Source organism: Streptomyces luteoverticillatus (assembly GCF_003970715.1).
Classification (GTDB): Bacteria; Actinomycetota; Actinomycetes; order Streptomycetales; family Streptomycetaceae; genus Streptomyces; species Streptomyces abikoensis.
This window is the reverse complement of record NZ_CP034587.1, coordinates 426,424-450,003: the sequence shown is the minus strand read 5'-3', so window position 1 is coordinate 450,003 and position 23,580 is coordinate 426,424. Positions and strand designations below refer to the sequence as shown.

Annotated in this window: 23 protein-coding genes, 1 tRNA gene, 2 pseudogenes and 1 riboswitch; of the genes and pseudogenes, 10 read left to right on the top strand and 16 right to left on the bottom strand. The window is 74.0% G+C overall.

Translation table 11 applies throughout. The annotated features are described in order from the left end of the window. Window positions 1-3: 3 nt before the first annotated feature. On the bottom strand, window positions 4-1,398 hold the full coding sequence (locus EKH77_RS02070; RefSeq protein ID WP_126912724.1) for a cryptochrome/photolyase family protein: 1,395 nt from the start codon (window positions 1,396-1,398) through the stop codon (window positions 4-6). Between the two features lie 325 nt (window positions 1,399-1,723). On the opposite strand from EKH77_RS02070, the gene EKH77_RS02065 reads away from it, so the two are divergent. Further along, the gene (locus EKH77_RS02065) at window positions 1,724-2,359 is read left to right on the top strand and encodes a hypothetical protein (protein WP_206279794.1); all 636 of its coding nucleotides are present in this window, start codon (window positions 1,724-1,726) and stop codon (window positions 2,357-2,359) included. 82 nt (window positions 2,360-2,441) lie between these two features. Here EKH77_RS02065 and EKH77_RS02060 read toward each other — a convergent pair whose 3' ends face one another. Then, complete coding sequence (locus tag EKH77_RS02060) at window positions 2,442-3,776, bottom strand: wax ester/triacylglycerol synthase family O-acyltransferase (protein WP_126917831.1); 1,335 nt, start codon at window positions 3,774-3,776, stop codon at window positions 2,442-2,444. A 305-nt stretch (window positions 3,777-4,081) separates the two neighbouring features. On the opposite strand from EKH77_RS02060, the gene EKH77_RS02055 reads away from it, so the two are divergent. After that, window positions 4,082-4,558, top strand: a complete 477-nt coding sequence (locus EKH77_RS02055; protein WP_126912723.1) for a GNAT family N-acetyltransferase — start codon at window positions 4,082-4,084, stop codon at window positions 4,556-4,558. Window positions 4,559-4,702: 144 nt separating this feature from the next. Here the strand turns inward: EKH77_RS02055 and EKH77_RS02050 are convergent, their stop codons facing one another. The 7 genes from EKH77_RS02050 to EKH77_RS02020 form a co-directional block, all read right to left on the bottom strand. After that, window positions 4,703-5,482, bottom strand: coding sequence for an enoyl-CoA hydratase (locus tag EKH77_RS02050; protein WP_126912722.1), 780 nt, complete (start codon window positions 5,480-5,482; stop codon window positions 4,703-4,705). Beyond that, window positions 5,482-6,408 (bottom strand): 3-hydroxyisobutyrate dehydrogenase, encoded by a 927-nt coding sequence (mmsB, locus tag EKH77_RS02045; protein WP_126912721.1) that lies wholly within the window; start codon window positions 6,406-6,408, stop codon window positions 5,482-5,484. The genes EKH77_RS02050 and mmsB overlap by 1 nt, the downstream gene beginning before the upstream one ends. Next, window positions 6,408-7,457, bottom strand: coding sequence for an enoyl-CoA hydratase/isomerase family protein (locus EKH77_RS02040; protein WP_126912720.1), 1,050 nt, complete (start codon window positions 7,455-7,457; stop codon window positions 6,408-6,410). The genes mmsB and EKH77_RS02040 overlap by 1 nt, the downstream gene beginning before the upstream one ends. Beyond that, the gene (locus tag EKH77_RS02035) at window positions 7,454-8,602 is read right to left on the bottom strand and encodes an acyl-CoA dehydrogenase family protein (protein WP_126912719.1); all 1,149 of its coding nucleotides are present in this window, start codon (window positions 8,600-8,602) and stop codon (window positions 7,454-7,456) included. Before EKH77_RS02035 ends, EKH77_RS02040 begins: the two co-directional genes overlap by 4 nt. A gap of 5 nt (window positions 8,603-8,607) precedes the next feature. Next, a complete protein-coding gene (locus EKH77_RS02030; RefSeq protein ID WP_126912718.1) occupies window positions 8,608-10,107 on the bottom strand; it encodes a CoA-acylating methylmalonate-semialdehyde dehydrogenase in 1,500 nt (499 codons plus the stop codon). Between the two features lie 240 nt (window positions 10,108-10,347). After that, window positions 10,348-11,106, bottom strand: a complete 759-nt coding sequence (locus EKH77_RS02025) for a CbtA family protein (RefSeq protein ID WP_126912717.1) — start codon at window positions 11,104-11,106, stop codon at window positions 10,348-10,350. Window positions 11,107-11,125: 19 nt separating this feature from the next. Further along, window positions 11,126-11,350 carry a CbtB domain-containing protein gene (locus EKH77_RS02020; protein ID WP_126912716.1) on the bottom strand — a complete coding sequence of 75 codons (225 nt, stop codon included), beginning with the start codon at window positions 11,348-11,350 and terminating at the stop codon, window positions 11,126-11,128. Window positions 11,351-11,746: 396 nt separating this feature from the next. Beyond that, a riboswitch (cobalamin riboswitch) is annotated at window positions 11,747-11,891 on the top strand. A 158-nt stretch (window positions 11,892-12,049) separates the two neighbouring features. Between EKH77_RS02020 and metE the strand changes: the two genes are divergently transcribed. Continuing rightward, a complete protein-coding gene (gene metE / locus EKH77_RS02015; RefSeq protein ID WP_126912715.1) occupies window positions 12,050-14,374 on the top strand; it encodes a 5-methyltetrahydropteroyltriglutamate--homocysteine S-methyltransferase in 2,325 nt (774 codons plus the stop codon). A gap of 71 nt (window positions 14,375-14,445) precedes the next feature. Beyond that, window positions 14,446-15,231 carry an aminotransferase class IV gene (locus EKH77_RS02010; protein WP_126912714.1) on the top strand — a complete coding sequence of 262 codons (786 nt, stop codon included), beginning with the start codon at window positions 14,446-14,448 and terminating at the stop codon, window positions 15,229-15,231. Between the two features lie 78 nt (window positions 15,232-15,309). Here the strand turns inward: EKH77_RS02010 and EKH77_RS02005 are convergent. Beyond that, window positions 15,310-15,394, bottom strand: a tRNA-Leu gene (locus EKH77_RS02005). A gap of 107 nt (window positions 15,395-15,501) precedes the next feature. Beyond that, window positions 15,502-16,014: pseudogene (locus EKH77_RS02000) on the bottom strand (phosphatase PAP2 family protein); the annotation flags it as partial. 172 nt (window positions 16,015-16,186) lie between these two features. Between EKH77_RS02000 and EKH77_RS01995 the strand changes: the two are divergent. Both EKH77_RS01995 and EKH77_RS01990 read left to right on the top strand, forming a co-directional pair. Continuing rightward, the gene (locus tag EKH77_RS01995; RefSeq protein WP_126912713.1) at window positions 16,187-16,369 is read left to right on the top strand and encodes a CsbD family protein; all 183 of its coding nucleotides are present in this window, start codon (window positions 16,187-16,189) and stop codon (window positions 16,367-16,369) included. 42 nt (window positions 16,370-16,411) lie between these two features. Continuing rightward, window positions 16,412-17,320 carry a hypothetical protein gene (locus EKH77_RS01990; RefSeq protein ID WP_126912712.1) on the top strand — a complete coding sequence of 303 codons (909 nt, stop codon included), beginning with the start codon at window positions 16,412-16,414 and terminating at the stop codon, window positions 17,318-17,320. A gap of 20 nt (window positions 17,321-17,340) precedes the next feature. Here the strand turns inward: EKH77_RS01990 and EKH77_RS01985 are convergent, their stop codons facing one another. Then, window positions 17,341-17,775 carry an SRPBCC family protein gene (locus EKH77_RS01985; RefSeq protein WP_126912711.1) on the bottom strand — a complete coding sequence of 145 codons (435 nt, stop codon included), beginning with the start codon at window positions 17,773-17,775 and terminating at the stop codon, window positions 17,341-17,343. A 54-nt stretch (window positions 17,776-17,829) separates the two neighbouring features. Next, the gene (locus tag EKH77_RS01980; protein ID WP_126912710.1) at window positions 17,830-18,000 is read right to left on the bottom strand and encodes a hydrophobic protein; all 171 of its coding nucleotides are present in this window, start codon (window positions 17,998-18,000) and stop codon (window positions 17,830-17,832) included. Window positions 18,001-18,116: 116 nt separating this feature from the next. Between EKH77_RS01980 and EKH77_RS01975 the strand changes: the two genes are divergently transcribed. Then, the gene (locus EKH77_RS01975; protein WP_126912709.1) at window positions 18,117-18,737 is read left to right on the top strand and encodes a TetR/AcrR family transcriptional regulator; all 621 of its coding nucleotides are present in this window, start codon (window positions 18,117-18,119) and stop codon (window positions 18,735-18,737) included. Then, complete coding sequence (locus tag EKH77_RS01970) at window positions 18,734-20,188, top strand: MFS transporter (protein WP_126912708.1); 1,455 nt, start codon at window positions 18,734-18,736, stop codon at window positions 20,186-20,188. Before EKH77_RS01975 ends, EKH77_RS01970 begins: the two co-directional genes overlap by 4 nt. 74 nt (window positions 20,189-20,262) lie before the next feature. Here EKH77_RS01970 and EKH77_RS01965 read toward each other — a convergent pair whose 3' ends face one another. Next, entirely contained in the window at window positions 20,263-20,805 is a 543-nt protein-coding gene (locus tag EKH77_RS01965) for a TetR/AcrR family transcriptional regulator C-terminal domain-containing protein (RefSeq protein ID WP_164737695.1), read from the bottom strand. Window positions 20,806-20,939: 134 nt separating this feature from the next. Here EKH77_RS01965 and EKH77_RS01960 point away from each other — a divergent pair, with 134 nt between their 5' ends. Beyond that, the gene (locus tag EKH77_RS01960) at window positions 20,940-22,103 is read left to right on the top strand and encodes an FAD-dependent oxidoreductase (protein ID WP_126912706.1); all 1,164 of its coding nucleotides are present in this window, start codon (window positions 20,940-20,942) and stop codon (window positions 22,101-22,103) included. Between the two features lie 6 nt (window positions 22,104-22,109). Here EKH77_RS01960 and EKH77_RS33545 read toward each other — a convergent pair whose 3' ends face one another. After that, entirely contained in the window at window positions 22,110-22,658 is a 549-nt protein-coding gene (locus EKH77_RS33545; protein WP_240667826.1) for a hypothetical protein, read from the bottom strand. Here EKH77_RS33545 and EKH77_RS33540 point away from each other — a divergent pair. Continuing rightward, window positions 22,567-22,785, top strand: a pseudogene (locus EKH77_RS33540) (phosphatase PAP2 family protein); the annotation flags it as partial. The gene EKH77_RS33545 and the pseudogene EKH77_RS33540 overlap by 92 nt on opposite strands. A gap of 99 nt (window positions 22,786-22,884) precedes the next feature. Here the strand turns inward: EKH77_RS33540 and EKH77_RS01950 are convergent. Continuing rightward, on the bottom strand, window positions 22,885-23,574 hold the full coding sequence (locus EKH77_RS01950) for a response regulator (protein WP_126912705.1): 690 nt from the start codon (window positions 23,572-23,574) through the stop codon (window positions 22,885-22,887). Between the last annotated feature and the right edge of the window lie 6 nt (window positions 23,575-23,580).

The window sequence follows — 23,580 nt, the reverse complement described above, 5'->3', positions numbered from 1 at the left end:
CGGTCAGTCCAGCCCCCTCGCCCGCCGGAAGCGGGCCAGGCCCTCGGTGAGATCGACGACCGGGGCGGGGTAGCGCAGGGCCGCCCGCGCGGGGCCGTCGAGCCGCCACGGGGTGTGGACGGCGGCGCCCGGCAGAGCGGCCAGCTCCGGGACCCAGCGGCGCACGTAGTCGCCCCGGGGATCGAAGCGTCTGGCCTGCACGAGGGGGTTGAGGACGCGGTGGGGGCGGGTGTCGTTGCCCGTGCCCGCCACCCACTGCCAGTTCAGCCGGTTGTCGGCCACGTCCGCGTCGACGAGGAGGCCCTCGAAGTGCCCCGCGCCCTCGCGCCAGTCGTGGTACAGCGTCTTGGTGAGGAAGGACGCCACCAGCATCCGGGCGCGATTGTGCATCCACCCCTCGTGGGCGAGCTGGCGCATGGCCGCGTCCACGACCGGGTAGCCCGTCATGCCCGCCCGCCACGCGGCGAGCTCGTCGGGGTCCGTGCGCCAGCGGTCGTGCCGGGTGCGGTAGTCGCGGTGCGCCGCCCCGGGGACGGCGGCCAGGACCTGGTGGTGGAAGTCGCGCCACGCCAGCTGGCGGACGAACGCCTCCGCGCCGGCGTGCGGCTCGTCCTCTGTGGCCCACCGGCGCGCCCGGGAGATCACCTCGACCGGCGAAAGACAGCCGAAGTGCAGATAAGAGGAGAGCCGGGACGTGGCGTCCGCCGCCAGATCGTCGTGCGCCGCCGCGTAGCCCGCGAGGCCCGAGCGCAGCCAGGCCGCCAGCCGGCGCCGGCCCTCGCTCTCGCCGCCCTTCGGCAGCCCCGCCGGGGCGGGACCCCGGGCCAGGTCCCCGGGCCCGGGGAGCGGGAGCGAGCGCACCCGGGGCAGCTCGACGCGCCGGGGCGCCGGGGAGACGGGCCGCAGCCGCTCGGCCGACCAGCGGCGGTGGTACGGGGTGAACACCGCGTAGTGGTCCTTGCCCGAGTTACCCGATGAGGGCACGAGCACCCCCGGCGCCACGGCCGTCGTCACCGCGTCGTGCACCCGCAGTGACCGTCCGTCCACCGTCAGCGCCGAGCGCAGCCGCTCCTCGCGCCGCTGGGCGTAGCCGCTCGCCCCGCTCGCGAGGTGCACCTCCGTCGCATTGGTCTCGGCGGCCACACGGCACGTCTCGCGCACCACATCCCCGGCCCGGACGATCAGCCGGCCGCCCCGCGCCCGCAGGCCCTCGTCGAGATCGGCGAGGCAGTCCGCGAGGAAGGCGGCGCGCGCCGGTGTGACGAAGCCCGCACCGGCGATGCCGGAGTCGATCACGAACAGGGGCACCACGTGCTCGGCCGCGCGCAGCGCCGCGGCCAGTACGGGGTTGTCGCGCAACCGCAGATCGGCTGTGAAAAGGACGACAGTGGCGCGCATGCCCCCACCCGCCTCGTTCCGGTGGCCCTGGCCGTGTCCTGCGGGCTCAGGCTAGGACAGCGGGGGCGGAAACGACGGCATTGACTGTGACGTCCGGGCTTGCGAATTCCTCGAAGGGATGTTCTGGTGTGGACACGCCGTGCCGGATCGACCGGCCGCGCCGAGGCCGAAGACCTGGCCGGGGAGACCTCTGGCACTGGTGTCGGTCCTCACAGCCGAGGAAGCGACTCATTCGGTACCGGCCTAGGGCCGGTCACAGTACGGCCCAGGATCGGCGAGGGGCACTGCCATGCCATTCGCCAAGGGTCCGCGTTGGGAGATTCTCGTGTCCGCTCTGTCGTCACAGCCGCCTCTGTCCGTCATCCGACCGTCCCGCCCGCCCGTCGCGATGGCGGCACCCCGCACCGGCGGCGCCCGTCACGCCCGTCCGCTGGGCCTCTACGACACCTGGTGGACGCTCGCCGGTGCCGCCGTCGCGCTGTGCGCGGGCTGGGCCGCCAGCGTGTGGGTCTCGATCCACCTCCAGGCGGACGCGTCCCTGCACACGGTCGCGCTCTTCGTGCACCTCGCCAGCCTCGTCCTCGGCTTCGGCGCCGTGCTCGTCGCCGACTACTACGGGCTGCTGTGGATCACCGGCCGCACCACCCTGCGCGAGGCCCTCGGCAGCGCGAGCAAGCTCCACCTGCCCATCTGGGCCGGCCTCGCCGGCCTCGTCGCGAGCGGTGTCTTCCTCCACCCCAACCCCTCGGCGACGCCCACCGCGATCAAGCTGGGCTTCGTCCTCGTCCTGAGCCTCAACGGCCTCCAGGCGGGCCTGCTCAACAAGCACATGGCCCGACAGCCGGCCGGCGAGCCGTCGCCGCGCCTGCTGGCCTGGGGCGGGGCCACGGCGATGATCTCCCAGATCTGCTGGTGGGGCGCGGTCGTCATCGGCTTCATGAACACCACCAGCCACCACTGACAGGCGTTTCTCCACAAGTCTCCGCAAGAAGGGCTGCTGCCCCCGTCTCCTCGACGGGGGCAGCAGCCCTTTCCCGTACGGTTCAGCTGCCGCAGACGGCCACCAGTTCCGCGGCTTCCTCCGTGATCGACCGGGCGAGCAGGTCCAGGTCGGGTACGGCTACGGCGTCGGCGATCAGGCCGTAGCAGACACGGTCCTCGTAGGTGGTGATGCCCACGGCGAGGGACTGCCCGGGCGCGAGCGGGGCGAGCGGATAGGCCTCGCGGACACGGCTGCCGGCGAGCCGGAGGCCGTGGGCGCCGCGCAGCGGGACGCTGGAGACCAGCAGGTCGTAGAAGAGGCGGCCCGAGCGGGCGATCAGGCCGCCGCCGAAGCGGTGGCCGAGGGGCGGGATGACCTCGGCGAGCAGCGCGGCGGCGCCCGGCCCGCTGGCGGGTCCCGCCTGCTTGTTGCTCTCCATGGTTCGGCGTACCGCGCCCAGGCGGGCGAGCGGCTCGGTCTCGGCGACGGGGAGCCGGACCAGATAGCCGGAGAGCCGGTTGCCGGAGGCGCTCGGGTCGCCCGGGTCGCGCAGCGAGACGGGGACGAGGGCGCGGGGACGTACGCCGTCGCTGCCGTCGCCACGCTTGTCGAGCCAGCGTCGCATGCCGCCCGCGACCACGGCGAGGAGGACGTCGTTGACGGTGCCGCCCGTGGCCTCGCGGACGCGGTTCACATCCCGCAGATCGACGATCGCGCCGTCGGCGCGGCGAGCGCCGGTGGCGCGGGAGACGAGGGCGGGCGAGGAGCGCACGTCCAGCGCGGCGCGGGCCATGGCGGAACCGATGGACAGCGCGCGCCCGGCATCGGTGACGACACCGCGCACGAGACCGGGCAGCTCGCGCGGCCCGGGGAGGCGCGGACCGGATTCCTTCTTCGGCTTCTGTGGCACGACGGCCGGAACGGGCGCCCCGTCGGCGACGGCGGGATCCAGGAGCGACAGGACGTACGACGCCGCGCGCATGCCGTCCGCGTGGGCGTGGTGGAACGTGAACAGCACGGCGAAGGACGTGCCGTCCGCACCGGGCAGCACATGCGCGGCCCACGGCGGCCGCCCCCGCTCCAGGGGCTGCTGCATCAGGGCCCCGGCGGCCGCGAAGAAGTCCCGCACGGGCGCGGTGAGATGGACGTGGTCCGACGGGTCGTAGCCGGGGGCGACATGCCGGGCGGCGCCCCCGACGGGAAGCAGGACGGGACGGATGCGGGTGTTCAGCCCCGGTATCCGGGCGGCACGGCCCGCGAGCAGCCCGGCGGCACGCTCGGCGGCGTCCGGGGCGTCGGCGTCGAAGACGAAGAGCCCGCCCATGTGCAGGGGATGACCGGCGGACTCGATGTTCCAGAAGGCGAGGTCGAGCGGCGTGAGCGGTTCGGGGGTCACTTCAGGGGTCACGGGGTCTCCGAGGTCACGGGGCATTGGACGTGCTCGCGCGTCGGGGTGAGCCGGGGACGGCGCTGCGCTGCTGTACGTAAGCGGACAGAAGTCAATCGCCGTCGGCCAACTACGGTCAAGTGCCGACTGGATACGCTCCGTTAGTGACATGTGAAGACCTGCGGGTTTCAGCCCCTCCCAACCCCCTCGGACCGCCCCCGGTTCCCCGGGTAACCCCACCCGACCATTGCGTCGGCCCCGTACGCGACTTGTCCTGAACGAGACCCCCGGTGGGCGTCAGTTATGGTCGGGCCATGTCAGCCGCTCCGGATGCCGCCCCCGCCCTCACCCTGCGCCCCGCCACCCGCGCCGACCTGCCGGCCGTGCTCGCCCTGCTCGCGGACGAGGAGAACGTCGTGGATCCGTCGACGGTCGTGGTGACGGAGGAGTACGAGCGGGCGTTCGCGGCGATCGACGAGGACCCGCGCAACGAGCTGTTGGTCCTGGTGGAGGGGGCCGGCGCGGTGGTGGGGTGCCTGCAAGCGACGTACATCCCCGGGCTCGGCAAGGGCGGCGCCGAGCGGGCGCTGATCGAGGCGGTCCGGATCCGCGCCGACCGGCGCGGCGGCGGGCTCGGCCGGACCCTGATGACGCGCGCGGTCGAAAGGGCACGCGCGCGTGGCTGCGCGCTGGTTCAGCTCACCAGCAACAAGCGGCGCGAGGACGCCCACCGCTTCTACGCCGCGCTGGGCTTCGCGCGCAGCCACGACGGGTTCAAGCTGGCGCTTTAGAGACGTGCCCCGAAGGGGCGCGGGGAACTGCGCGACAAGCCACGCACGGCCCGCAGCCGCTCGACCGCGCGCCGTCGGGGGCTGATCGCGCAGTTCCCCGCGCCCCTGGCGGGGCGCACCCCGCGACAGGGCGCGCCCGGAACGTCAGCGGTGCCGGAAATCCGGCTTCCGCTTCTCCACGAACGCCGCCATCCCCTCCTTCTGGTCCGCGACAGCGAACACCGCGTGGAAGACGCGCCGTTCGAACCGTACGCCCTCCGCCAGCGTCGTCTCGAACGCCCGGTTCACCGCTTCCTTCGCCATCATGGCGACCGGCGCGGACATCCCGGCCACCGTCTCGGCGACGGACAGCGCCTCCGCGAGGAGCTCGTCCGCCGGGACGATCCGGGAGACCAGGCCCGCCCGTTCCGCCTCGGCCGCGTCCATGGTGCGCCCGGTCAGGCACAGCTCCATCGCCTTGGCCTTGCCGACGGCCCTGGTCAGCCGCTGCGAGCCGCCGATGCCGGGGATGACGCCGAGCTTGATCTCCGGCTGTCCGAAGACGGCGGTGTCGGAGGCCAGCAGGATGTCGCAGAGCATGGCGAGTTCGCAGCCGCCGCCCAGCGCGTAGCCGGAGACGGCCGCGAGGGTCGGGGTGCGGAGGGCGCCGAGCCGGTCCCAGGCGGTGAACCAGTCGTTGAGGTACATGTCCATGTACCCCTGCGGCTGCATCTCCTTGATGTCGGCACCGGCGGCGAACGCCTTCGCCGAGCCGGTGAGGACGATACAGCCGACGTCCGGGTCCCGGTCGAGGGCCTCCGTGGCCTCGACGACCTCGTTCATGACCTGCAGGTTGAGGGCGTTGAGGGCCTTGGGGCGGTTGAGGGTGACAAGGGCCACGCGGCCCTTGCGCTCGACGAGGATGGTCTCGTACGTATTCGTCATCAGGAAGCCGTTTCGTTCCGTTCGGTGATCGTCTCGCGGATTTCCCGGATGATCCCGGAGAAGTCCTCCGTCGCCCCGGCGCCCGCCGCGTACTCCGCGTACCGCTTCGCCGCCTCGATCCCGAAGGCGGAGTCGATCCCGCTCGCGCGGAGCGCGTCGGCGGCGAGGCCGAGGTCCTTGGCCATCAGGGGGGCCGCGAAGCCGGGCCGGTAGTCGCGGTTGGCCGGGCTGGCCGGGACCGGGCCGGGGACCGGGCAGTTGCTGGTCAGCGACCAGCACTGGCCGGACGCCGTGGAGGCCACGTCGAAAAGGGCCTGGTGGGACAGGCCGAGGCTCTCGCCGAGGACGAAGGCCTCGCTGACCGCGATCATCGAGATGCCCAGGATCATGTTGTTGCAGATCTTCGCCGCCTGCCCGGCACCCGGGCCGCCGCAGTGCACGGTCTTCTTGCCCATGACGGCGAGCAGCGGCTCGGCCCGCGCGAACTCGGCCTCGCCGCCACCGGCCATGAAGGTCAGCGTGCCGGCCTCGGCACCGGCGACCCCGCCGGAGACGGGCGCGTCCAGGGCCTGGTGACCGGCCGCGACCGCGGCCTCGTGGGCGGCGCGGGCGTCGGCGACGTCGATGGTGGAGCAGTCGACGAACAGCGTGCCGGGCGCGGCCGCGGCGAGGAGGCCCTCGTCCCGGTAGAGGGCGAGGACGTGCCGCCCGGCGGGCAGCATGGTGACGACCACGTCCGCGCCGGTCGCGGCGTCCGCCGCCGAGGCCGCGGGCTCGACACCGGCGGCCTCGGCCGCCTCCAGGGACTCGGCCACCAGGTCGTAGCCGCGCACCCGGTGCCCGGCCTTGACGAGGTTGGCGGCCATCGGGCCGCCCATGTGGCCGAGGCCGACGAAGCCGACGGTCAGGGGAGTGCTGCTGCTCATCACGACACCTCCTGGGTCAGGGCGAGTTCCCGCTCGCCCAGCGGTGCGAAGAACCGGGCGACGTCCGCCTCGCCCACCTCGGCGAGCGTGGCGGGCGACCAGCGCGGGTTCCGGTCCTTGTCGATCACCTGGGCGCGGATGCCCTCCACCAGGTCCGGCGCGGTCAGGGCCGCGCACGAGACGCGGTACTCCTGCTCCAGCACCCGCTCCAGCGAGCCGAGCCCCGGCACGGCGCGCAGCGCGGCGAGGGTGACCTTCAGTGCGGTGGGGGACTTGGCGAGGATCGTCTCGGCGGCCTGCTTGGCGGCCGGGGTGCCATGGCCCTGGAGGCGCTCGACGATCTCCTCGACGGTGCCGGCGGCGTAGCACGCGTCGATCCACTCGCGGTGACCTGCCAGTTCGCCCCCGGGCGCCTCGGTGGCGTGCCGGGCGACGACCTCGTGGGCCGGGGCGTCGGCGAGCTCCGCGAGAAGCGCGGGCAGCCGGTCCGAGGGGACGAAGTGGTCGGCGAGCCCGCACAGCAGGGCGTCGGCGGCGCCCACCGCCTCGCCGGTCAGGGCGAGGTGGGTGCCGAGTTCCCCGGGCGCCTTCGCCAGCAGGTAGGTGCCGCCGACGTCGGGGACGAAGCCGATGCCGGTCTCGGGCATGGCCACCCGGGAGCGCTCGGTGACGATCCGCACGCGGCCGTGGGCGGCGATGCCGACGCCGCCGCCCATGACGATGCCGTCCATGACGGCCACATACGGCTTGGGGTAGTCGGCGATCCGGGCGTTGAGCCGGTACTCGTCGCGCCAGAAGTCCGCCGAGGCCGTGCCGCCGGAGCGGGCGTCCTCGTGGATGGAGCGGATGTCGCCGCCCGCGCACAGCCCGCGCTCGCCCGCGCCGGTGATCACGACGGTCTCGACGGCCGGGTCGTGCTCCCAGGCGGTGAGGGCCTCGTCGATGCGGGAGACCATGGTGTGGGTGAGGGCGTTGAGGGCCCTGGGCCGGTTGAGGACGATATGGGCGGCCCGGCCCTCGACGCGGAACAGAACAGAATCGTCGGTCACCGGCCGGCCCCCGTCAGACCGCGGGCCACGATGAGGCGCATGATCTCGTTCGTCCCCTCCAGGATCCGGTGGACCCGCAGATCGCGGACGATCTTCTCGACGCCGTACTCGTTGAGGTAGCCGTAGCCGCCGTGGAGCTGCAGGGCCTGGTCGGCGACCTCGTACCCGGTGTCGGTCGCGAATCGTTTCGCCATGGCGCACAGCTGCGGTGCCTGCGCGTCGCCGCGGTCCAGGGCCTCGGCGGCCTGCCGGACCAGGGCGCGGGCGGCGGTCAGCTCGGTGGCCATGTCGGCGAGGCGGAAGCGCAGCGCCGGGGAGTCGATGAGGGGCTCGCCGAAGGCCTCGCGGTCGGTGAGGTAGGCGAGGGTGCGGTCGAGGGCGCTCTGGGCGCCGCCGAGGGAGCAGGCGGCGATGCCGAGGCGGCCGCCGTTGAGCCCGCCCATGGCGATGCGGAAGCCCTCGCCCTCGCCGCCGAGCAGCCGGTCGGCGGGGATCCGGACGCCGTCGAGGATCACCTGGCGGGTGGGCTGGGCGTTCCAGCCCATCTTCTTCTCGTTGGGCCCGAAGGACAGGCCGGCATCGTCGCGGTGGACGAGGAAGGCGGAGACGCCGCGCGCGCCGGGGCCGCCGGTGCGGGCCATGACGATGTAGACGTCGGTCGAGCCCGCGCCGGAGATGAACTGCTTGACGCCGTCGAGGACGTACTCGTCGCCGTCGCGGTCGGCGCGGGTGGTCAGGGCGGCGGCGTCGGAGCCGGCGCCCGGCTCGGTCAGGCAGTAGCTGCCGAGGATCTCCATCGCGCACAGGCCCGGCAGGTAGCGGGCGCGCTGGGCGTCGTCGCCGTAGTGGTCGATCATCCAGGCGACCATGTTGTGGATGGAGAAGTAGCCGGCGACGGAGGGGCAGCCCGTGGCCAGGCTCTCGAAGACGAGGACGCCGTCGGCGCGGGTGAGGCCGGAGCCGCCGGACTCCTCACGGACGTAGACGCCGCCGAGGCCGAGGTCGGCGCCCTTGCGGAGCACGTCGACGGGGAAGTGCTTGTCGCGGTCCCAGTCGACGGCGTTCGGGGCGAGGTGCTCACGGGCGAAGTCGAGGGTCGTCTCGGCTATGGCGCGCTGGTCCTCGGTGAGGAAGGTGGTCGTCATGGCGGTCAGCCCATCGTCGGGATCGTGAAGCTCGCGCCCTCCTTGACCCCGGAGGGCCAGCGCGAGGTGACGGTCTTGGTGCGGGTGTAGAAGCGGATGGCGTCGGGGCCGTGCTGGTTGAGGTCGCCGAAGCCGGACCGCTTCCAGCCGCCGAAGGTGTGGTAGGCGACGGGCACGGGGATCGGGACGTTGACGCCGATCATGCCGGTGTCGACGCGGCGGGTGAAGTCGCGGGCGGTGTCCCCGTCGCGGGTGAAGAGGGCGACGCCGTTACCGAAGGGGTGCTCGCTGGGCAGCCGCAGCGCCTCCTCGTAGTCGGCGGCGCGGACCACCGACAGCACGGGCCCGAAGATCTCCTCCTGGTAGATCCGCATCTCCGGGGTGACCCGGTCGAAGAGGGTGGCGCCGGCGAAGAAGCCGTTCTCGTGGCCCGGCAGGACGAAGTCCCGGCCGTCGACGACCAGTTCCGCGCCCTCCTCGACGCCCAGGTCGACATAGCCGCGCACCCGGTCGACGGCGTCGCGGCCGACGAGCGGGCCGAAGTCCGCCTCGGGGTCGTCGGAGCGGCCGATACGGAGGGTGCCGATGCGCTCCTTGAGCTTGGCGACGAGCGCGTCGGCGGTCTCCTCGCCGACGGGCACGGCCACCGAGATGGCCATGCAGCGCTCGCCGGCGGAGCCGTAGCCGGCGCCGATGAGGGCGTCGACGGCCTGGTCGAGGTCGGCGTCCGGCATCACGATCATGTGGTTCTTGGCGCCGCCGAAGCACTGGGCGCGCTTGCCGTGGGCGGCGGCGGTGGCGTAGATGTGCGCGGCGATCGGGGTGGAGCCGACGAAGCCGACGGCGCCGACGCGCGGGTCCTCGAGGAGGACGTCCACGCTCTCCTTGTCGCCGTTGACGACGTTGAGGACGCCCGGCGGAAGGCCCGCCTCCAGGAACAGCTCGGCGAGCCGGAGCGGCACGGAGGGGTCGCGCTCGGAGGGCTTGAGGATGAAGGCGTTGCCGCAGGCGATCGCGGGGGCGGCCTTCCACAGCGGGATCATCGCCGGGAAGTTGAACGGGGTGATCCCGGCGGCGACGCCGATCGGGCGGCGCAGGGAGTGGACGTCGATGCCGGTGCCGGCGTTGTCCGTGAACTCGCCCTTGAGGAGATGCGGAATGCCCGCGGCGAACTCCACGACCTCCAGGCCGCGCTGGATGTCGCCGAGCGCGTCGGGGACGGTCTTGCCGTGCTCGGCGGACAGCAGCCGGGCCAGCGCGTCCTTCTCGCCCTCGACCAGCTGGAGGAAGCGCAGCAGGACCCGGGCCCGGCGCTGGGGGTTCCACTCGCCCCACTCGCGCTGGGCGCGGACCGCGTCGGCGATGGCCGCCTCGGTCTCCGCGCGGCTGGCGAGCGGGACCCGGGCCTGGACCTCGCCGGTGTTGGGGTCGTACACATCGGCGAAGGCGCCCGATGTTCCCGGGGTGTGCTTGCCGCCGATGAAATGGGTCAGTTCACGGACCATGGAAGCCTGCTCTCATCAGGTGAGATCCGGGGACAGGCACGGCGGGGCCGCGGGCGCGCGCCCTTGTGGGGCGCGGTCCGTCCTGTCCGTCCTCGTGGTTGCCCCCGAACATATAGTTGGACGTCCTACTAAGTCCAGGGTTGAAAAAACGTGCGGGGCGGCCGGGTGGCCGCCCCGCACGCCGGGGACGGGGAAGGACTGGGGGAGAGGGACCGGGAGAGGGACGGAAAGCGGAATCGGTCAGGAGACGGGTTCGGCCGTGCCCCGGGCCGAGCGGTCGTGCCCGGCCCGGGGGACGAGCAGCCGTTCGGCCAGGTGCCCGAAGAGCAGCCCGAAGCCCGCCCACAGGACGCCCTGGACGGCGAGGGCCGCGAGGCGGAACCGCCACAGCACGGTGGCCGGGAAGTCCGCGGGCACCTCGTCGACCACGGGCAGCACGGCGTACGCCGCGCCCACCACCAGGACGAACGCCGCCACCGCGACGACGCCTGCCCACCAGCCGCCCAGCCGGGGGACCAGCCCACGGCCCAGGAAGATCGCGGCGACGCCCAGCAGCACACTGAGCACGATCATCAGGAAGTACAGCGCGGTGCGCTTGCCGATGGTGTCCGGATCGCCGACGGACGGCGGATTGGCCGGGTACTTGAGGAACGGCACCACATGGACCACCAGCAGCCCGCCCAGCGAGAGCAGGGCCGCCGTGGCGCGCGGGCCGATCCGGCCGATCCGGCCCAGGGCGACGCAGAAGGCCAGCGCGGCGATGCCGCCGAGCGCCACGCCGTAGACCAGGACGCCGGTCGCCAGCCCCCCGGTGGACTGGAGGGTGCGGCTGACCAGCTCCACGCCGTGGTCGCCGTGGCTGTGGGCCTCCTCGTAGCCGATGGCTCTGTCCACGGACGGCTCACCGAGGAGATAGGCGACGAGGAGGGCCAGGCACCCCGCCGCCAGTCCGGCGAGCATGCCGCGCACCAGGAGCGACCGTACGGAGACGGTGTTCACGAGAGCGACTCCCCGGCCGTCAGTGGCACGGGAAGCCGAGCAGGTGACGTCCGTCGTGGAGCCACTCGTGGACGCTCGCGCCGGAGAGCAGCGAGGTGGCACCCTGCTCGGCGCCGACGAAGTACAGCAGGACGAGCATGAGCACGCCGAAGAACACCGCCCAGGGGGCGATCGCCTTCAGGGATATCGGCGCGATCTCCGGCCGGGCGGACGAGCCGGACACGGGAGCGGCGGAATAGGCCATGACCAAACCTCCTGGGGAAACACGCGTCCCAGAACTAGGGGTTCCCGGACGACTGGAGGCGGGTCTGACTCCCCGGGCGCCGCCGCGCTGCCGCGAACGCCGGCCGGATTCACAGTGGCGCGACCGTGCCGGATTCCCACCGGCTTCCGCCACCCGTCGTCATGTCCACGCGACCGTACCGTTCCGGCCAACGTTGCGCCATGGGGCGGGAGGATGCGCACCGGCGTACAACCCGGCGTGCACGCTCTGGAGCGCGCGCCGGGGCCGCGCCCGTTCCGCTCCTCCGCCGCCCGTGTGTGACCGGTATGTGAACAGCACTGTCCAGCGGGAGACTTCACCGCCTACGCTGGCCGCCGCAGCCGGTTCGCCCTGCCCGCCAGGCAGACGCGTCGCAAGAGGGAACCCGGTGGGAATCCGGGACTGCCCCGCAGCGGTGAGCGGGAACGACCGCCGTCACACGCACTGGGCCCGACAGGGCCCGGGAAGCGACGGCCACTAGGTGTCCGCCCTCGGGCGGACGTGCCCGCGAGTCCGAAGACCTGCCCGCTGCCCGCGCGCGAACGACTCGCGCGCGGAGATCCCGGTGACCCCGAGGGCGGGTCGGCGCGCACGGACGAGCACTCGGCGGCTCGCCCGCACCGACGCGACCCCTCGCGGCCCTCCCGGGATCCAGGAGACGAGCTCGCGAAGGAGAGTTCCGTGACCAGCAAGACCGCAGCCGCGGCAGTCCGGGCCACCGTGTACGGCTACCCCCGCCAGGGACCCGACCGGGAACTGAAGAAGGCCGTCGAGGGGTACTGGAAGGGCCGCGTCACCGCCGGCGCCCTCCACCGGACCACAGCCGGGCTCCGCGCCGCCACCTGGCGCGATCTCGCCGCCGCCGGCCTCCACGAGGTCCCCACCGGCGACTTCTCGTACTACGACCACGTCCTCGACACCAGCGTCATGGTCGGCGCGATCCCCGCCCGCCACCGCGCGGCCCTCGCCGCCGACCCCCTCGACGGCTACTTCGCCATGGCGCGCGGCACCCAGGACGTCGCGCCCCTGGAGATGACCAAGTGGTTCGACACCAACTACCACTACCTCGTCCCGGAACTCGGCCCCGATACCGTCTTCGCCGCCGACCCCGCCAAACAACTCGGCGAGCTCCAGGAGGCGCTGGCCCTCGGCCTCGCCGCCCGTCCCGTCCTCGTCGGACCGGTCACCTACCTCCTGCTCGCCAAGCCCGCCCCCGGCGCCCCGGCTGGCTTCGACCCCCTCACCCTCCTGGACCGGCTCCTGCCCGTCTACGCCGAGGTGCTCGCCGCGCTGCGCGCCGCCGGAGCCGAGTGGGTCCAGCTGGACGAGCCCGCCCTCGTCCAGGAACGCACCCCGGCCGAACTCAACGCGGCCGCCCGCGCCTACCGCGACCTCGGCGCCCTGACGGGCCGTCCGAAACTGCTGGTCGCCTCCTACTTCGACCGCCTGGGTGAAGCCCTGCCCGTGCTGGCCAAGGCCCCCGTCGACGGCCTCGCCCTCGACTTCACCGGCCCCGCCGCCGCCAACCTCGACGACCTCGCCGCCGTCGGCGGACTGCCCGGCAAGCGGCTCGTCGCGGGCGTCGTCGACGGCCGCAACATCTGGATCAACGACCTGACGGCGTCACTGACCACCCTCGCCACCCTCCTCGGCCTCGCCGGCCACGTGGACGTCGCCGCCTCCAGCTCCCTCCTCCACGTCCCCCTCGACGCCGCCGCCGAACGCGACATCGACCCGCGGATCGCCCGCTGGCTGGCCTTCGCCCGCCAGAAGACCACCGAGATCGCCACCCTCGCCCGCGGCCTCGGCCACGGCACCGCCGCCATCGCCGCCGAACTCGCCGTCAACCGCGCCGACCTGGCCCTCCGCGCCGGCTCCGCCCTCACCCGCGACCCGGCCGTCCGCGCCCGCACCGCCGCCGTCACGCCCGCCGACGCCCGCCGTTCCCTGCCCTACCCCGAACGGACCGTCGCCCAGCGCGCCCGCCTGGGCCTGTCCCCGCTGCCCACGACCACCATCGGCTCCTTCCCCCAGACCACCGAACTGCGCACCGCCCGCGCCGACCTGCGCGCCGGACGCATCGACGCCGACACCTACGAGCGGCGCGTCGAGGCCGAGATCCGCGAGGTCGTCGCCTTCCAGGAGAAGGCCGGCCTGGACGTCCTCGTCCACGGCGAGCCCGAACGCGACGACATGGTCGCGTACTTCGCCGAACGCCTCACCGGCTACCTCGCCACCCGGCACGGCTGGGTCCAGTCCTACGGCACCCGCTACGTCCGCCCGCCGGTCCTCGCCGGCGACGTCTCCCGCCCCGAGCCGATGACCGTGCGCTGGACGACCCACGCCCAGTCCCTCACCGCACGCCCCGTCAAGGGCATGCTCACCGGCCCCGTCACCATGCTCGCCTGGTCCTTCGTCCGCGACGACCAGCCCCGCGCCGAGACAGCCCGCCAGGTCGCGCTCGCCCTGCGCGACGAGGTCGCCGACCTGGAGGCGGCGGGCACCGCCGTCATCCAGGTCGACGAGCCCGCCCTCCGCGAGACCCTCCCGCTGCGCGCCGCCACCCGCCCCGGCTACCTGGCCTGGGCCACCGAGGCCTTCCGGCTGACCACCGGCGGCGTCCGCCCGGACACCCAGATCCACACCCACATGTGCTACGCGGAGTTCGGCGACATCCTCCAGGCCATCGACGACCTCGACGCCGACGTCATCAGCCTGGAGGCGGCCCGCTCCCACATGCGGGTCGCGGACGAACTCGCCGGCGCCGGCTACCCCCGGGAGGTGGGCCCCGGCGTCTACGACATCCACTCGCCCCGCGTCCCCGCCGCCGACGAGACGGCCGCCCTGCTGCGCCGGGCACTGGAGGCCGTCCCCGCCGAACGACTGTGGGTCAACCCCGACTGCGGCCTGAAGACCCGCGCCTGGCCCGAGGTCCGCGCGTCCCTGGAACATCTGGTGACGGCGGCGCGCACGATAAGGGAGGAACTCCGCGGCTCGTCCTCGTAAGGCGTGGGGACGGGGTGCCCCGGGTGGTCACCGGGGCACCCCCTCCCCTCGGCGACTGCGAAACTGTCCGCATGGCCGAACTCAACGGAAAGCCCGTTACCCTCGACGACCTCCAGAGCCTCGCCCTCACGAACTACGGGCACTTCACGACCATGCGGATGGAGGACGGCACGATCCGGGGGCTGTCGCTCCACCTGGACCGCCTGGTGCGGGACTGCCGCATCGTGTTCGGCGTCGAACTGGACCGCGACCGGACGCTGCACTACATCCGCAAGGCGGCCGAGGGCGTCACCGGAGTCGCCGGCATCCGGGTCACCGTCTTCGACCCCGCGCTCGACCTCACACGCCCCAGCGCCGCCAAGGACCCCCACATCCTGGTGAATCTGCGCCCCGCCGGCGCCCTGACGCCGCCACCGTTGACAGCGAAGACCTTCACTTTCACCCGCGACAACGCGGAGGTGAAGCATGTCGGACTCCACCCGCAACTCAAGCTCCGCCGCGACGCCCAGCTCGCCGGATTCGACGACGCCGTCTTCGCCGAACCGGACGGCCGCGTCTCCGAGGGCGCCACATGGAACCTCGGCTTCGTCGACCAGCAGGGCACGGTCGTCTGGCCGGACGCCCCCGTCCTTCCCGGCACGACGATGCTGCTGCTCCAGAGCCTCGACGCCCCGAAACAGATCACCGCCCCGGTACGGCCGGCCGACATCCCCGCCATGGCCGCCGCGTTCGCCACGAACGCGTCCATCGGCGTCCGCACCGTCAGCGCCCTCGACGACGTGCGGTTCCCCCAGGACCACCCGGTGCTGGCGGCACTGCGCGACGCGTACACGGGTATCCCCGGCGAGGGCCTTTAGGTATCCAGGGCAGGTATCCGCAGCGGGATACGTAACGGGATACGCAAAAACCCCCAGAGAATCTGGGGGTTTTCCTTGTGTCCGAGGGGGGACTTGAACCCCCACGCCCGATAAAGGGCACTAGCACCTCAAGCTAGCGCGTCTGCCATTCCGCCACCCGGACCGGATGTTTGTCACCGCCGGGTTTTCCCCGTGGCGACGTGGAAAAGAATACCAAGGTTTCGGGGTGCCTTTTCACACCCCGTTCTCCTCGTCGTCCCGGCGCAGGGCGCCGCGTACCGCGAGTGCGGCGCCCGCGCCGAGGAGGGCGCCGGCCAGGACGTCGCCGGGGTAGTGCACCCCGGTGTAGACACGGGAGAAGCACACCGACCAGGCGAGCGGCGCGAGGGCCAGGCCCCAGGTGGGGTTCTCCAGGCCGACGCCCGTGGTGAAGGCGACGGCCGAGGCGGCGTGCCCCGAGGGGAAGGACGTGGTGAACGGCTGCCGGGGCAGCCGGCGGACCAGGGGTACCGCGTCCAGCACCGGACGGCCGCGCCGTACCGTCCGCTTGCCGAGGGTGTTCACCGTCGCCGAGGCGACCGCCAGCGACGCCACGCCGCGCATCGCGGCGCGCCGGGCCGGCCGGCCGCCCAGCAGCGCCGCGCCGGCGGCCATGCCGAGCCACAGCATCCCGTGGTCGGCGCCGCGCGACAGTCGCGGCAGCACCCGGTCGCCCGCAGGCCAGTGATGGGTCGCGACCCGCTGGAACAGGGCCCGGTCCCATGCGCTCACCGTGTTCCGCATGCCTGGCGGGTACCCGTTCCGGCGGTGCGCACGCCGCCGGGGACGGGGGCCCGGTTCAGCCGTATGCCGTACGGGGCATGCGCCCGCGCCGCCGCCCACTGACACTCGTGGACGGAGGGGACGACCGCACCACGACGACCGCAGCACCTCGCTTGCGAAAGGCGGACTCCGGATGAGCGCCAAGGACAGGGTCAGGGCGAAGGCCGAGCAGACGAAGGGCCTGATCAAGGAGACCGCCGGCCGGATGACCGGCGACCGGCGCATGGAGGCCCAGGGGCGCTACGAGCGGGCCAAGGGCGACCTCCGCGACGTCGTGGAGAAGACGCGGCAGACCTTCAAGAAGAAGCACAAGTAGCCGCCGCCCGTTCGCACGCGAGGCGTTCCGCACGCGACGGCCATGGACGTCGACAGCGTCGCCGACGAGCTCTTCCTGCTGCGGCCGGAGGAGTTCACCGCCGCCCGCGACCGGCTCGCCGCGCGGGCCGTCCGCGACGGCGACCGGGAGCTGGCCCACCGTCTGAAGGCCCTGCGCCGTCCCACCCTGGCGGCCTGGGTGTGCAACCTCCTCGTCCGGAAACGGCCGGACGAGGCCCGCGCGCTCGTCCGTCTCGGCGAGGGGCTGCGCGAGGCCCACCGGGCTCTGGACGGCGGGCAGTTGCGGGAGCTCGGCCGTCGGCAGCGCGTCCTGGTCGCCTCCCTTTCGCGGGAGGCCCGCCTGCTCGCGGAGGAGGCCGGGCACCAGGTCGGTGACGCCGTGGCGCGTGAGGTCGAGGAAACCCTGTACGCCGTCCTCGCCGACGCCGGGGCGGCGGAGGCGTGGGCCACAGGCCGGTTGTCCCGGCCGCCGGCCGGGGTGCCCGGCTTTCCTGGGCTGCTCCCCGGCCCGGCGGACCGGCTGGCCGCCCCGCCGGCGCCGACCGCGCCCGGCCGGGAGACCGGGGCCGGGGAGGGGACCGAGGTCACCGACCTGGCCGAGGCGCGTGAGCGGCGCCGGCGGGAGCGGCGGCGCGAGGAGCTCGACCGCGCCCGGCGCCGGGCCGAGCGGGCGGCCGCCGACGTCCACGCCTGCGAGGCGGAGCTGGCCCGCGTCCGGGAGGCGGCCGACCGGGCGGAACGGGACGAGCGCACGGCCGGGCAGCACCTCGCGGAGCTGACCGCCGAACTGGACGCCGCCAGGGCCCGCCGGAGCTCCGCCGAGGAGACGGTGGGGGAGGTCCGTGACCGTCTCCACGAGGCGGAACGCGCCTGGCACGCCGCCCGGGAGGCGGCAGAGGCCGCGGACGCCGAGGTCGATCGCTTGCGCTGACCCCGGCACGGGCCCGCGTGTCACTCCTCCATCAGCCGCCGGACCACCCGGCCGAAGACCCAGTGGCCGCACAGGGCCGTCACCGAGTCGAACGCCGCCGGCAATCCCGCGATGTGCAGGACCTCGCGCCAGACGATCCAGGAGCCGGACCCCGACGGGCCCGCCTCCAGCTCGGCCCAGCCGGTGATGAGGGAGCCGCGTTTCTCCAGCCGGCAGTGGCCCGGGCGGCCCCCGGCCGGCGGGTGCCAGCGGACGACCTCCATGACGTCCTCGAACGCCGCCCGGCCCACCCCGGTCCGGGCCGTGAACCGCGTCCCCACGCCCGTCGGCGGTGGCGTCGTCACCACGACGCGGGTGAACGGGACGTGCGCCCCGTGGCGCTCCCAGTCCGTGAGCCGCAGCCACGCCTCGTCGACGGGCAGCCGGGAGCGCCGGCTGATCAGAATGGATCTCACACCTGAAGGTATGTCACATCCTGGCGGCCCGTGCGGGGAACGGCTCGGGCTCGCTCACCACCGGTACCACCGCCCCCGTGTGCCACCGGGCCCGGTGGACCTCATCACGAAGCCCAGCAGCCAGATCACGAGCACGGCCACGGCGATCCACCACAGCACCTTGATGGCGAACCCCGCTCCGAAGAGGAGCAGGGCGAGAAGCAGGACGAGAAGGATCGGAACCATCAGTCGTTTACCTCCTGGCCTTCGCCTGCCCAGTCGGACTCGGTTCATGTCCCATCGGGCGAGGCACGCGCCGCCGCGCGTAGACAGTGTCTACGCCCCGGTGGTAGACAGTGCGCATGTCACAGGAACCCGATACCTCCTCCCTCCGGGAACGGCTGATCGACGCCGGGGTGGAGCTCGTGCTGACCGAGGGCACCGCCGCGCTGGGCCTGCGCGAGATCGCCCGTCGCGCCGGTGTGTCGCACGGGGCCCCGCGCCGGTACTTCCCGACGCACCACTCCCTCCTCTCCGCGATCGCCCGCCGCGGCTTCGCGGACCTCGGCGCCCGCGTCGCCGCCACCACGGACGAGGCCGCGACGCCGCGCGCCCGGCTGGACGCCCTGGCGCGGACGTACGTCGGGTACGCGCTGGAGCGCCGCGGCATGTTCGAGCTGATGTTCCGCCACGACCTGCTGGACAGCGAGAAGCACGCGACGGGCGGCGGGGGCGGGCCCCGGCTCCGGGAATCGACGCTCCCCATGTTCGGCCTCTTCACCGGGCTCGTCGCCCACTGTCGCGCCGGCGAGGACGACCGCCCGGACGTCGCGGCCGCCGCCCTCTGGGCCAACCTCCACGGCATCGCCCAGCTCTGGACCTCGGAGAGCCTGCCCCTCGCCCTGGGTACCTCCTCGCCGGAGAGCCTCGACGCCCTCGTCACCGCCGCGCTGGACGCCCACCTCGGCCCGGTGAACCCGTGACGGAGACCGCACGCGCCCGCCTCGTCCTCCTCGTCAGCGTCGCCGGCGCGATGATCGTCGCGCTGGACGGGACCGTGCTGAGCGTGGCCCAGCCCAGCCTGCAACGGGACTTCGGCGCGGGCGTCGCCCAGGTCCAGTGGACCAGCACGAGCTATCTGCTCGCCGTCGCCGCGCTCCTCGTCGTCGCCGGACGCCTGGGCGACCGGTACGGGCACCCGCTGATGCTCCGCCTCGGACTGCTCGGCTTCGCGGCCGCCTCGGCGGGCATCGCGCTCGCGCCCGGCATCGGCTGGGTGATCGGACTGCGCGCCGCCCAGGGTGTGTTCGGGGCGCTCCTCCAGCCCGCGACCCTCGCCCTGCTGAGGTCGGCGTACCCGGAGGAGCGGCTCGGCCGCGCCGTCGCCCTCCGCACGAGCGCGATCGGGGTGGCGGCCGCGGCCGGACCCGTGCTCGGGGGCGCCCTCGTCGGCCCGCTGGGCTGGCGCGCGGTGTTCGTCATCAACGTGCCGGTCGCCCTCGCGAGCGCCGCGGTCACCCTCGCCGTCCGCGCCCCCGCGCCGCCCCGCGACGGCTCCCAGCGGCTCGACCTCCCCGGCGCCGCACTGCTCACGACGGCGCTCGCGGCCCTGGTGCACACCCTCGTCGGCGTACCGGAACACGGCTGGACGGCTCCGCCGACGCTCCTCGGCCTCACGGCCGTCGCGGCACTCGCGACGGCGTTCGCCGCGCACGAACGCCGCACGTCACAGCCGATCGTGCCGCGCGCCGTGGCCCGGTCCGTGCCGGTGACGGCGTCGATGACGCTCCTGCTGGTCACCACGGCCGGCATGTTCGGCGCGCTGTTCGTGACGACGTTCTTCCTCCAGAACGTCCTCGGGTACGGCCCGCTCGACTGCGGCCTGCGCGTGCTGCCGCTGACCGCGCTGATGGTCCTCGGCGCGCCCGTCGCGGGCGCGGCCCTGCGCCGCCACGGCCCGCGCCGCACGGCGACCGCCGGGTCGCTCCTCGTCGTCCTCGGCGTCGCAGGGCTCTCCCGGCTCGACGCGGACAGCCCGTGGACGGTCGCCGGGGCCGCCTTCGCGGTGCTCGGCGCGGGGTTCGCCGCCGTGATGGTCACCGCCACCGGGACGGTCGTCGGCGACGCCCCGCCGGGGTACGCCGGGGTCGTCGGCGGCCTCAAGCAGACCGCGATGAACGTCGGCCCGGCGTTCGGCATCGCCGTCGCCGCGGGCATGATGCTCACCGGACCGCAGGCCGGCGGCGGGGCGGCCCCCAGGATGGGCCCGGCCCTCCTGGTCCTGGCCGGGGTCACCGCCCTCGGCCTGCTCCCGGCGGCCCTCCTCCCGCGCGGCGGCGCGAAGCCCGGGAAGGACGGGAACTCCGGGAAGGACGGGAGCCCCGGGGAGGCGGTGCCCCGCGCGGGAACGCCCGTCGAGGAGGACGTCCGGTGAGGAGGCCGCCCGTTGAGGAGGAGGGCCGCCCCGTCGCGCGGCACACCACGGGCTGAGCCGAACGGCCCCCGGGCTCAGCCCTCGACCAGCGGGCGCAGCCCGGCGATCACCACGGAGACGCCGAAGCCGAAGAGCCGTTCGCGATGGGCCTCGCTCTGCCGTCGCAGCCCACGGGCCTGCTCCTCGACGGTGAACCCGTTGACGTAGCTGGTCAGGACGTCGCCGGCGGAGGCGGCGCCCTCGGCGTCCAGCCCCGCCTCCCGGAGCACGCCGACGAGCCGCTCGAAGAAGGCGTGCGCCATGGGGCCCGGCGCGCTCATACAGGCGATGACCCGTGCCCCGTCCCTGCGCGCGAGCATGGCGTCGCGGTGCGCCCGGGCGATCGCGGCCAGCCGCTCCGCCCAGTCCCCGTCGGGCAGCGGCGCGGCCGCCGCGTCGGCGGCGATGTGTTCGGCGACCGCGTCCAGCAGCGCCTGCTTGCTGGGGTAGTGCCAGTAGAGGGCGCCGACCCGGACGCCCAGCGCGGCCGCCAGTTTGCGGGTGGAGAACTCGTCCAGCCCCACCTCGTCGAGCTGTTCCAGCGCGGCCTTCAGCACGACGGACCTGTCCAGCGGCATCGCGAACCTCCCATTGTTCCTTCGCCGTCCCATGATGCCCGCTGTTCCTTGCGGAATTGAACACCGACCAAGTAACTTGAGCACCGTTCAATTGAACAGTGCTCAATGAGTGTTCAATACAGACAGGGGGAGACATGCGTGTCATCGTGATCGGCGCGGGGCTGGGAGGGCTGTGCCTGGCACAGGGGCTCCGGCGCGCGGGCGTCGACGTGACGGTCCACGAGAAGGACCCGGGCGTCACGGCCCGTTTCCAGGGCTTCCGGATCGGCCTCGCCGAACAGGGGCGCGCCGCACTGCGCGGCTGCCTGCCCGAAGACCTCTATTCCCTGGTCGAGGCGACCCTGGGCGACATGACGGGCCCCGCCCGGGCCGTCGACCCGTGGCTGCGCCCGCTCGGCGAGTACCCGATGGAGGGCGCCACCGCCGCCGACCGGCACGTCCTGCGCCACATCCTGCTCGCGGGGCTCGACGGCGCCCTGTGCTTCGGCAAGGAGCTGACGGACTATCACGTACGGTCCGACGGCCGGGTGGAGGCCCGCTTCACGGACGGGACCACCGACACGGCCGATCTGCTGGTCGGCGCCGACGGGATCAACTCCGCCGTACGGGCCCGGCTGGCGCCGGACGTCCGCCCCCACGACACCGGCGTCCGGTTCGTCATCGGCCGTACGCCGCTCACCGACCGCTTCGCCGGTCTGGTCCCCGGCTTCGGCACCCGGGTCGTCGACCGGGACGTGAGCATGCTGCTCGGCCTGATGCGCTTCCGCCGGCCGCCGCGGGGGGCGGCGGCCGAGCTGGCGCCCGGGCTCGCGCTGCCCGGCACCGCGGACTACCTCCGCTGGGCCATGCTGCTGCCGCCCGGGCAGGCGCCCGAGCCCGGCCGCGACGGGGCGCAACAGACCGTACTGGCCCGGACGGAGGGCTGGCACCCCGAGGTGCGGGCCGTCGTCGAGGCCGCCGACCCCGACAACAGCACCCTGCTCTCCATCCGGGTGGTACGGCCCGGACCGAGATGGCTCCTGGGCCCGGTGACCCTGCTCGGGGACGCCATCCACGCCACGTCGCCCAGCGGCGGCAACGGCGCGAACACGGCACTGCGCGACGCCGACCTGCTGCGGAGCCTGCTCGTCGACGCCCACGCGGGCCGCCGCACCCTGCCCGACGCCGTCGACGCGTACGAGCGCCGGATGCTCCGTTACGGCGCCGAGGCGGTGGAGCACAGCCTGGCCGCCCTGGGCCCCTTCCTCCCCGGCCCCTTCCTCCCCATATCTGACTCCTTGGCGCCCTCGCAACCCTGACGATCGTCAGGGGTCGGCGATGCCGTTCGGCAGAGGTGGCGCCGGTCCGGCGGTCCGTAGGTTCGGGATCATGGAACAGCGCAACAGGGAACGAACGTCAACGAGCACTGGCCGGCCCGGGCGGCGGCCGGCGGCCGCCGCGGGGGTCGCGGTCGCGGCCGCCGGGCTGCTGTGGTGGCTGACGCCCGGCGGAACGCCCGGGCCGGGCGGGGCCGTCGAGGTCACCGGCGGGGCCTCTGTCTCCGCGTACCGGTCGCTCGCCGGGGCGGCGGCGGACGCGCCGGGATGGGTGGGGACGTCGCTCGGCCTGGCCACCGAGGGAACGCTGGTGGTGCTCGGGCTGCTGCTCGTGTGGACCGCCTGGCGCGGGCTGCGCCGCGGGGACGCGCGGACGGTCGCCGGAGTGGTGCTGGCCGGTGCCGCCACCGTCGTGGCGTACGGGATCAGCGAGGTCCTGAAGACGATGGTGGACGAGGAGCGGCCCTGCCAGGCGCTGAGCGGTATCACGGCCGTCGACCCGTGTCCCGAGGTGGGGGACTGGTCCTTCCCCAGCAACCACTCCACCCTCGCCGTCGCGATCGCCGTCGGCGTGGCCCTGGCGCGGCCGCGGCTCGCCGCCGTGACCCTGCCGCTGGGCGCGGCGGGCGCGCTGCTGCGGGTCGCCGTGGGCGTGCACTACCCGCACGACGTGCTGGCCGGCTCCGTGCTCGGCGCGGCGGCCGCGATCGTCCTCTTCCTCGTGCTGCTGCCCGTCACCGTCGGGCCGGTGGCCCGGCTGATGTCACGGTTCGGAGCGGACCGGGGCGGCCGGGGGCGTCACACCCGCTTCGTGGGCCATGACGGCGGCCGCGGCGCGGTTGTCGACGCCCAGCCGGGCCAGTATGGAGCTGACGTGCGCTTTGACGGTGCCTTCCACCACGTGCAGACGCCGCGCGATCTGCCCGTTGGACAACCCGGCGGCCACATGGGCCAGCACGTCCCGCTCGCGGGCGGTGAGGGCCGCGACCCGTTCCCGGGCGGCGGCGCGCCGGCCGGCGGCGGACCCGGCGCCGGTCGCGGCGAGATGGGCCACCACCCGGGCGGCGACCTTCGGTGACAGATACGCGGCGCCGCCGGCCACCGCGCGGACGCCCGCGATGAGCTCCTCGGGCGCGCCCGACTTGACGAGGAATCCGGCGGCGCCGCCCGCGAGCGCCTGGAGGATGTAGTCGTCCTCGCCGAACGTCGTGAGCATCACGACCCCCGTCTCCGGCGCGGCGCCCCGGAGCGAGGCCAGCGCCTCGATGCCGCCCACGCGCGGCATGCGGATGTCGAGGACGGCCACGTCGGGCCGGTGCCGGCGGACCAGCTCCACCGCCTCGGCGCCGTCGCCCGCCTCCGCGACGACCGTCAGCCCGGGGTCGGTGGCCAGCACCGCCCGGACGCCCGCGCGGACCATCGGCTCGTCGTCGGCGATCAGGACCCGGATCACCGCCCG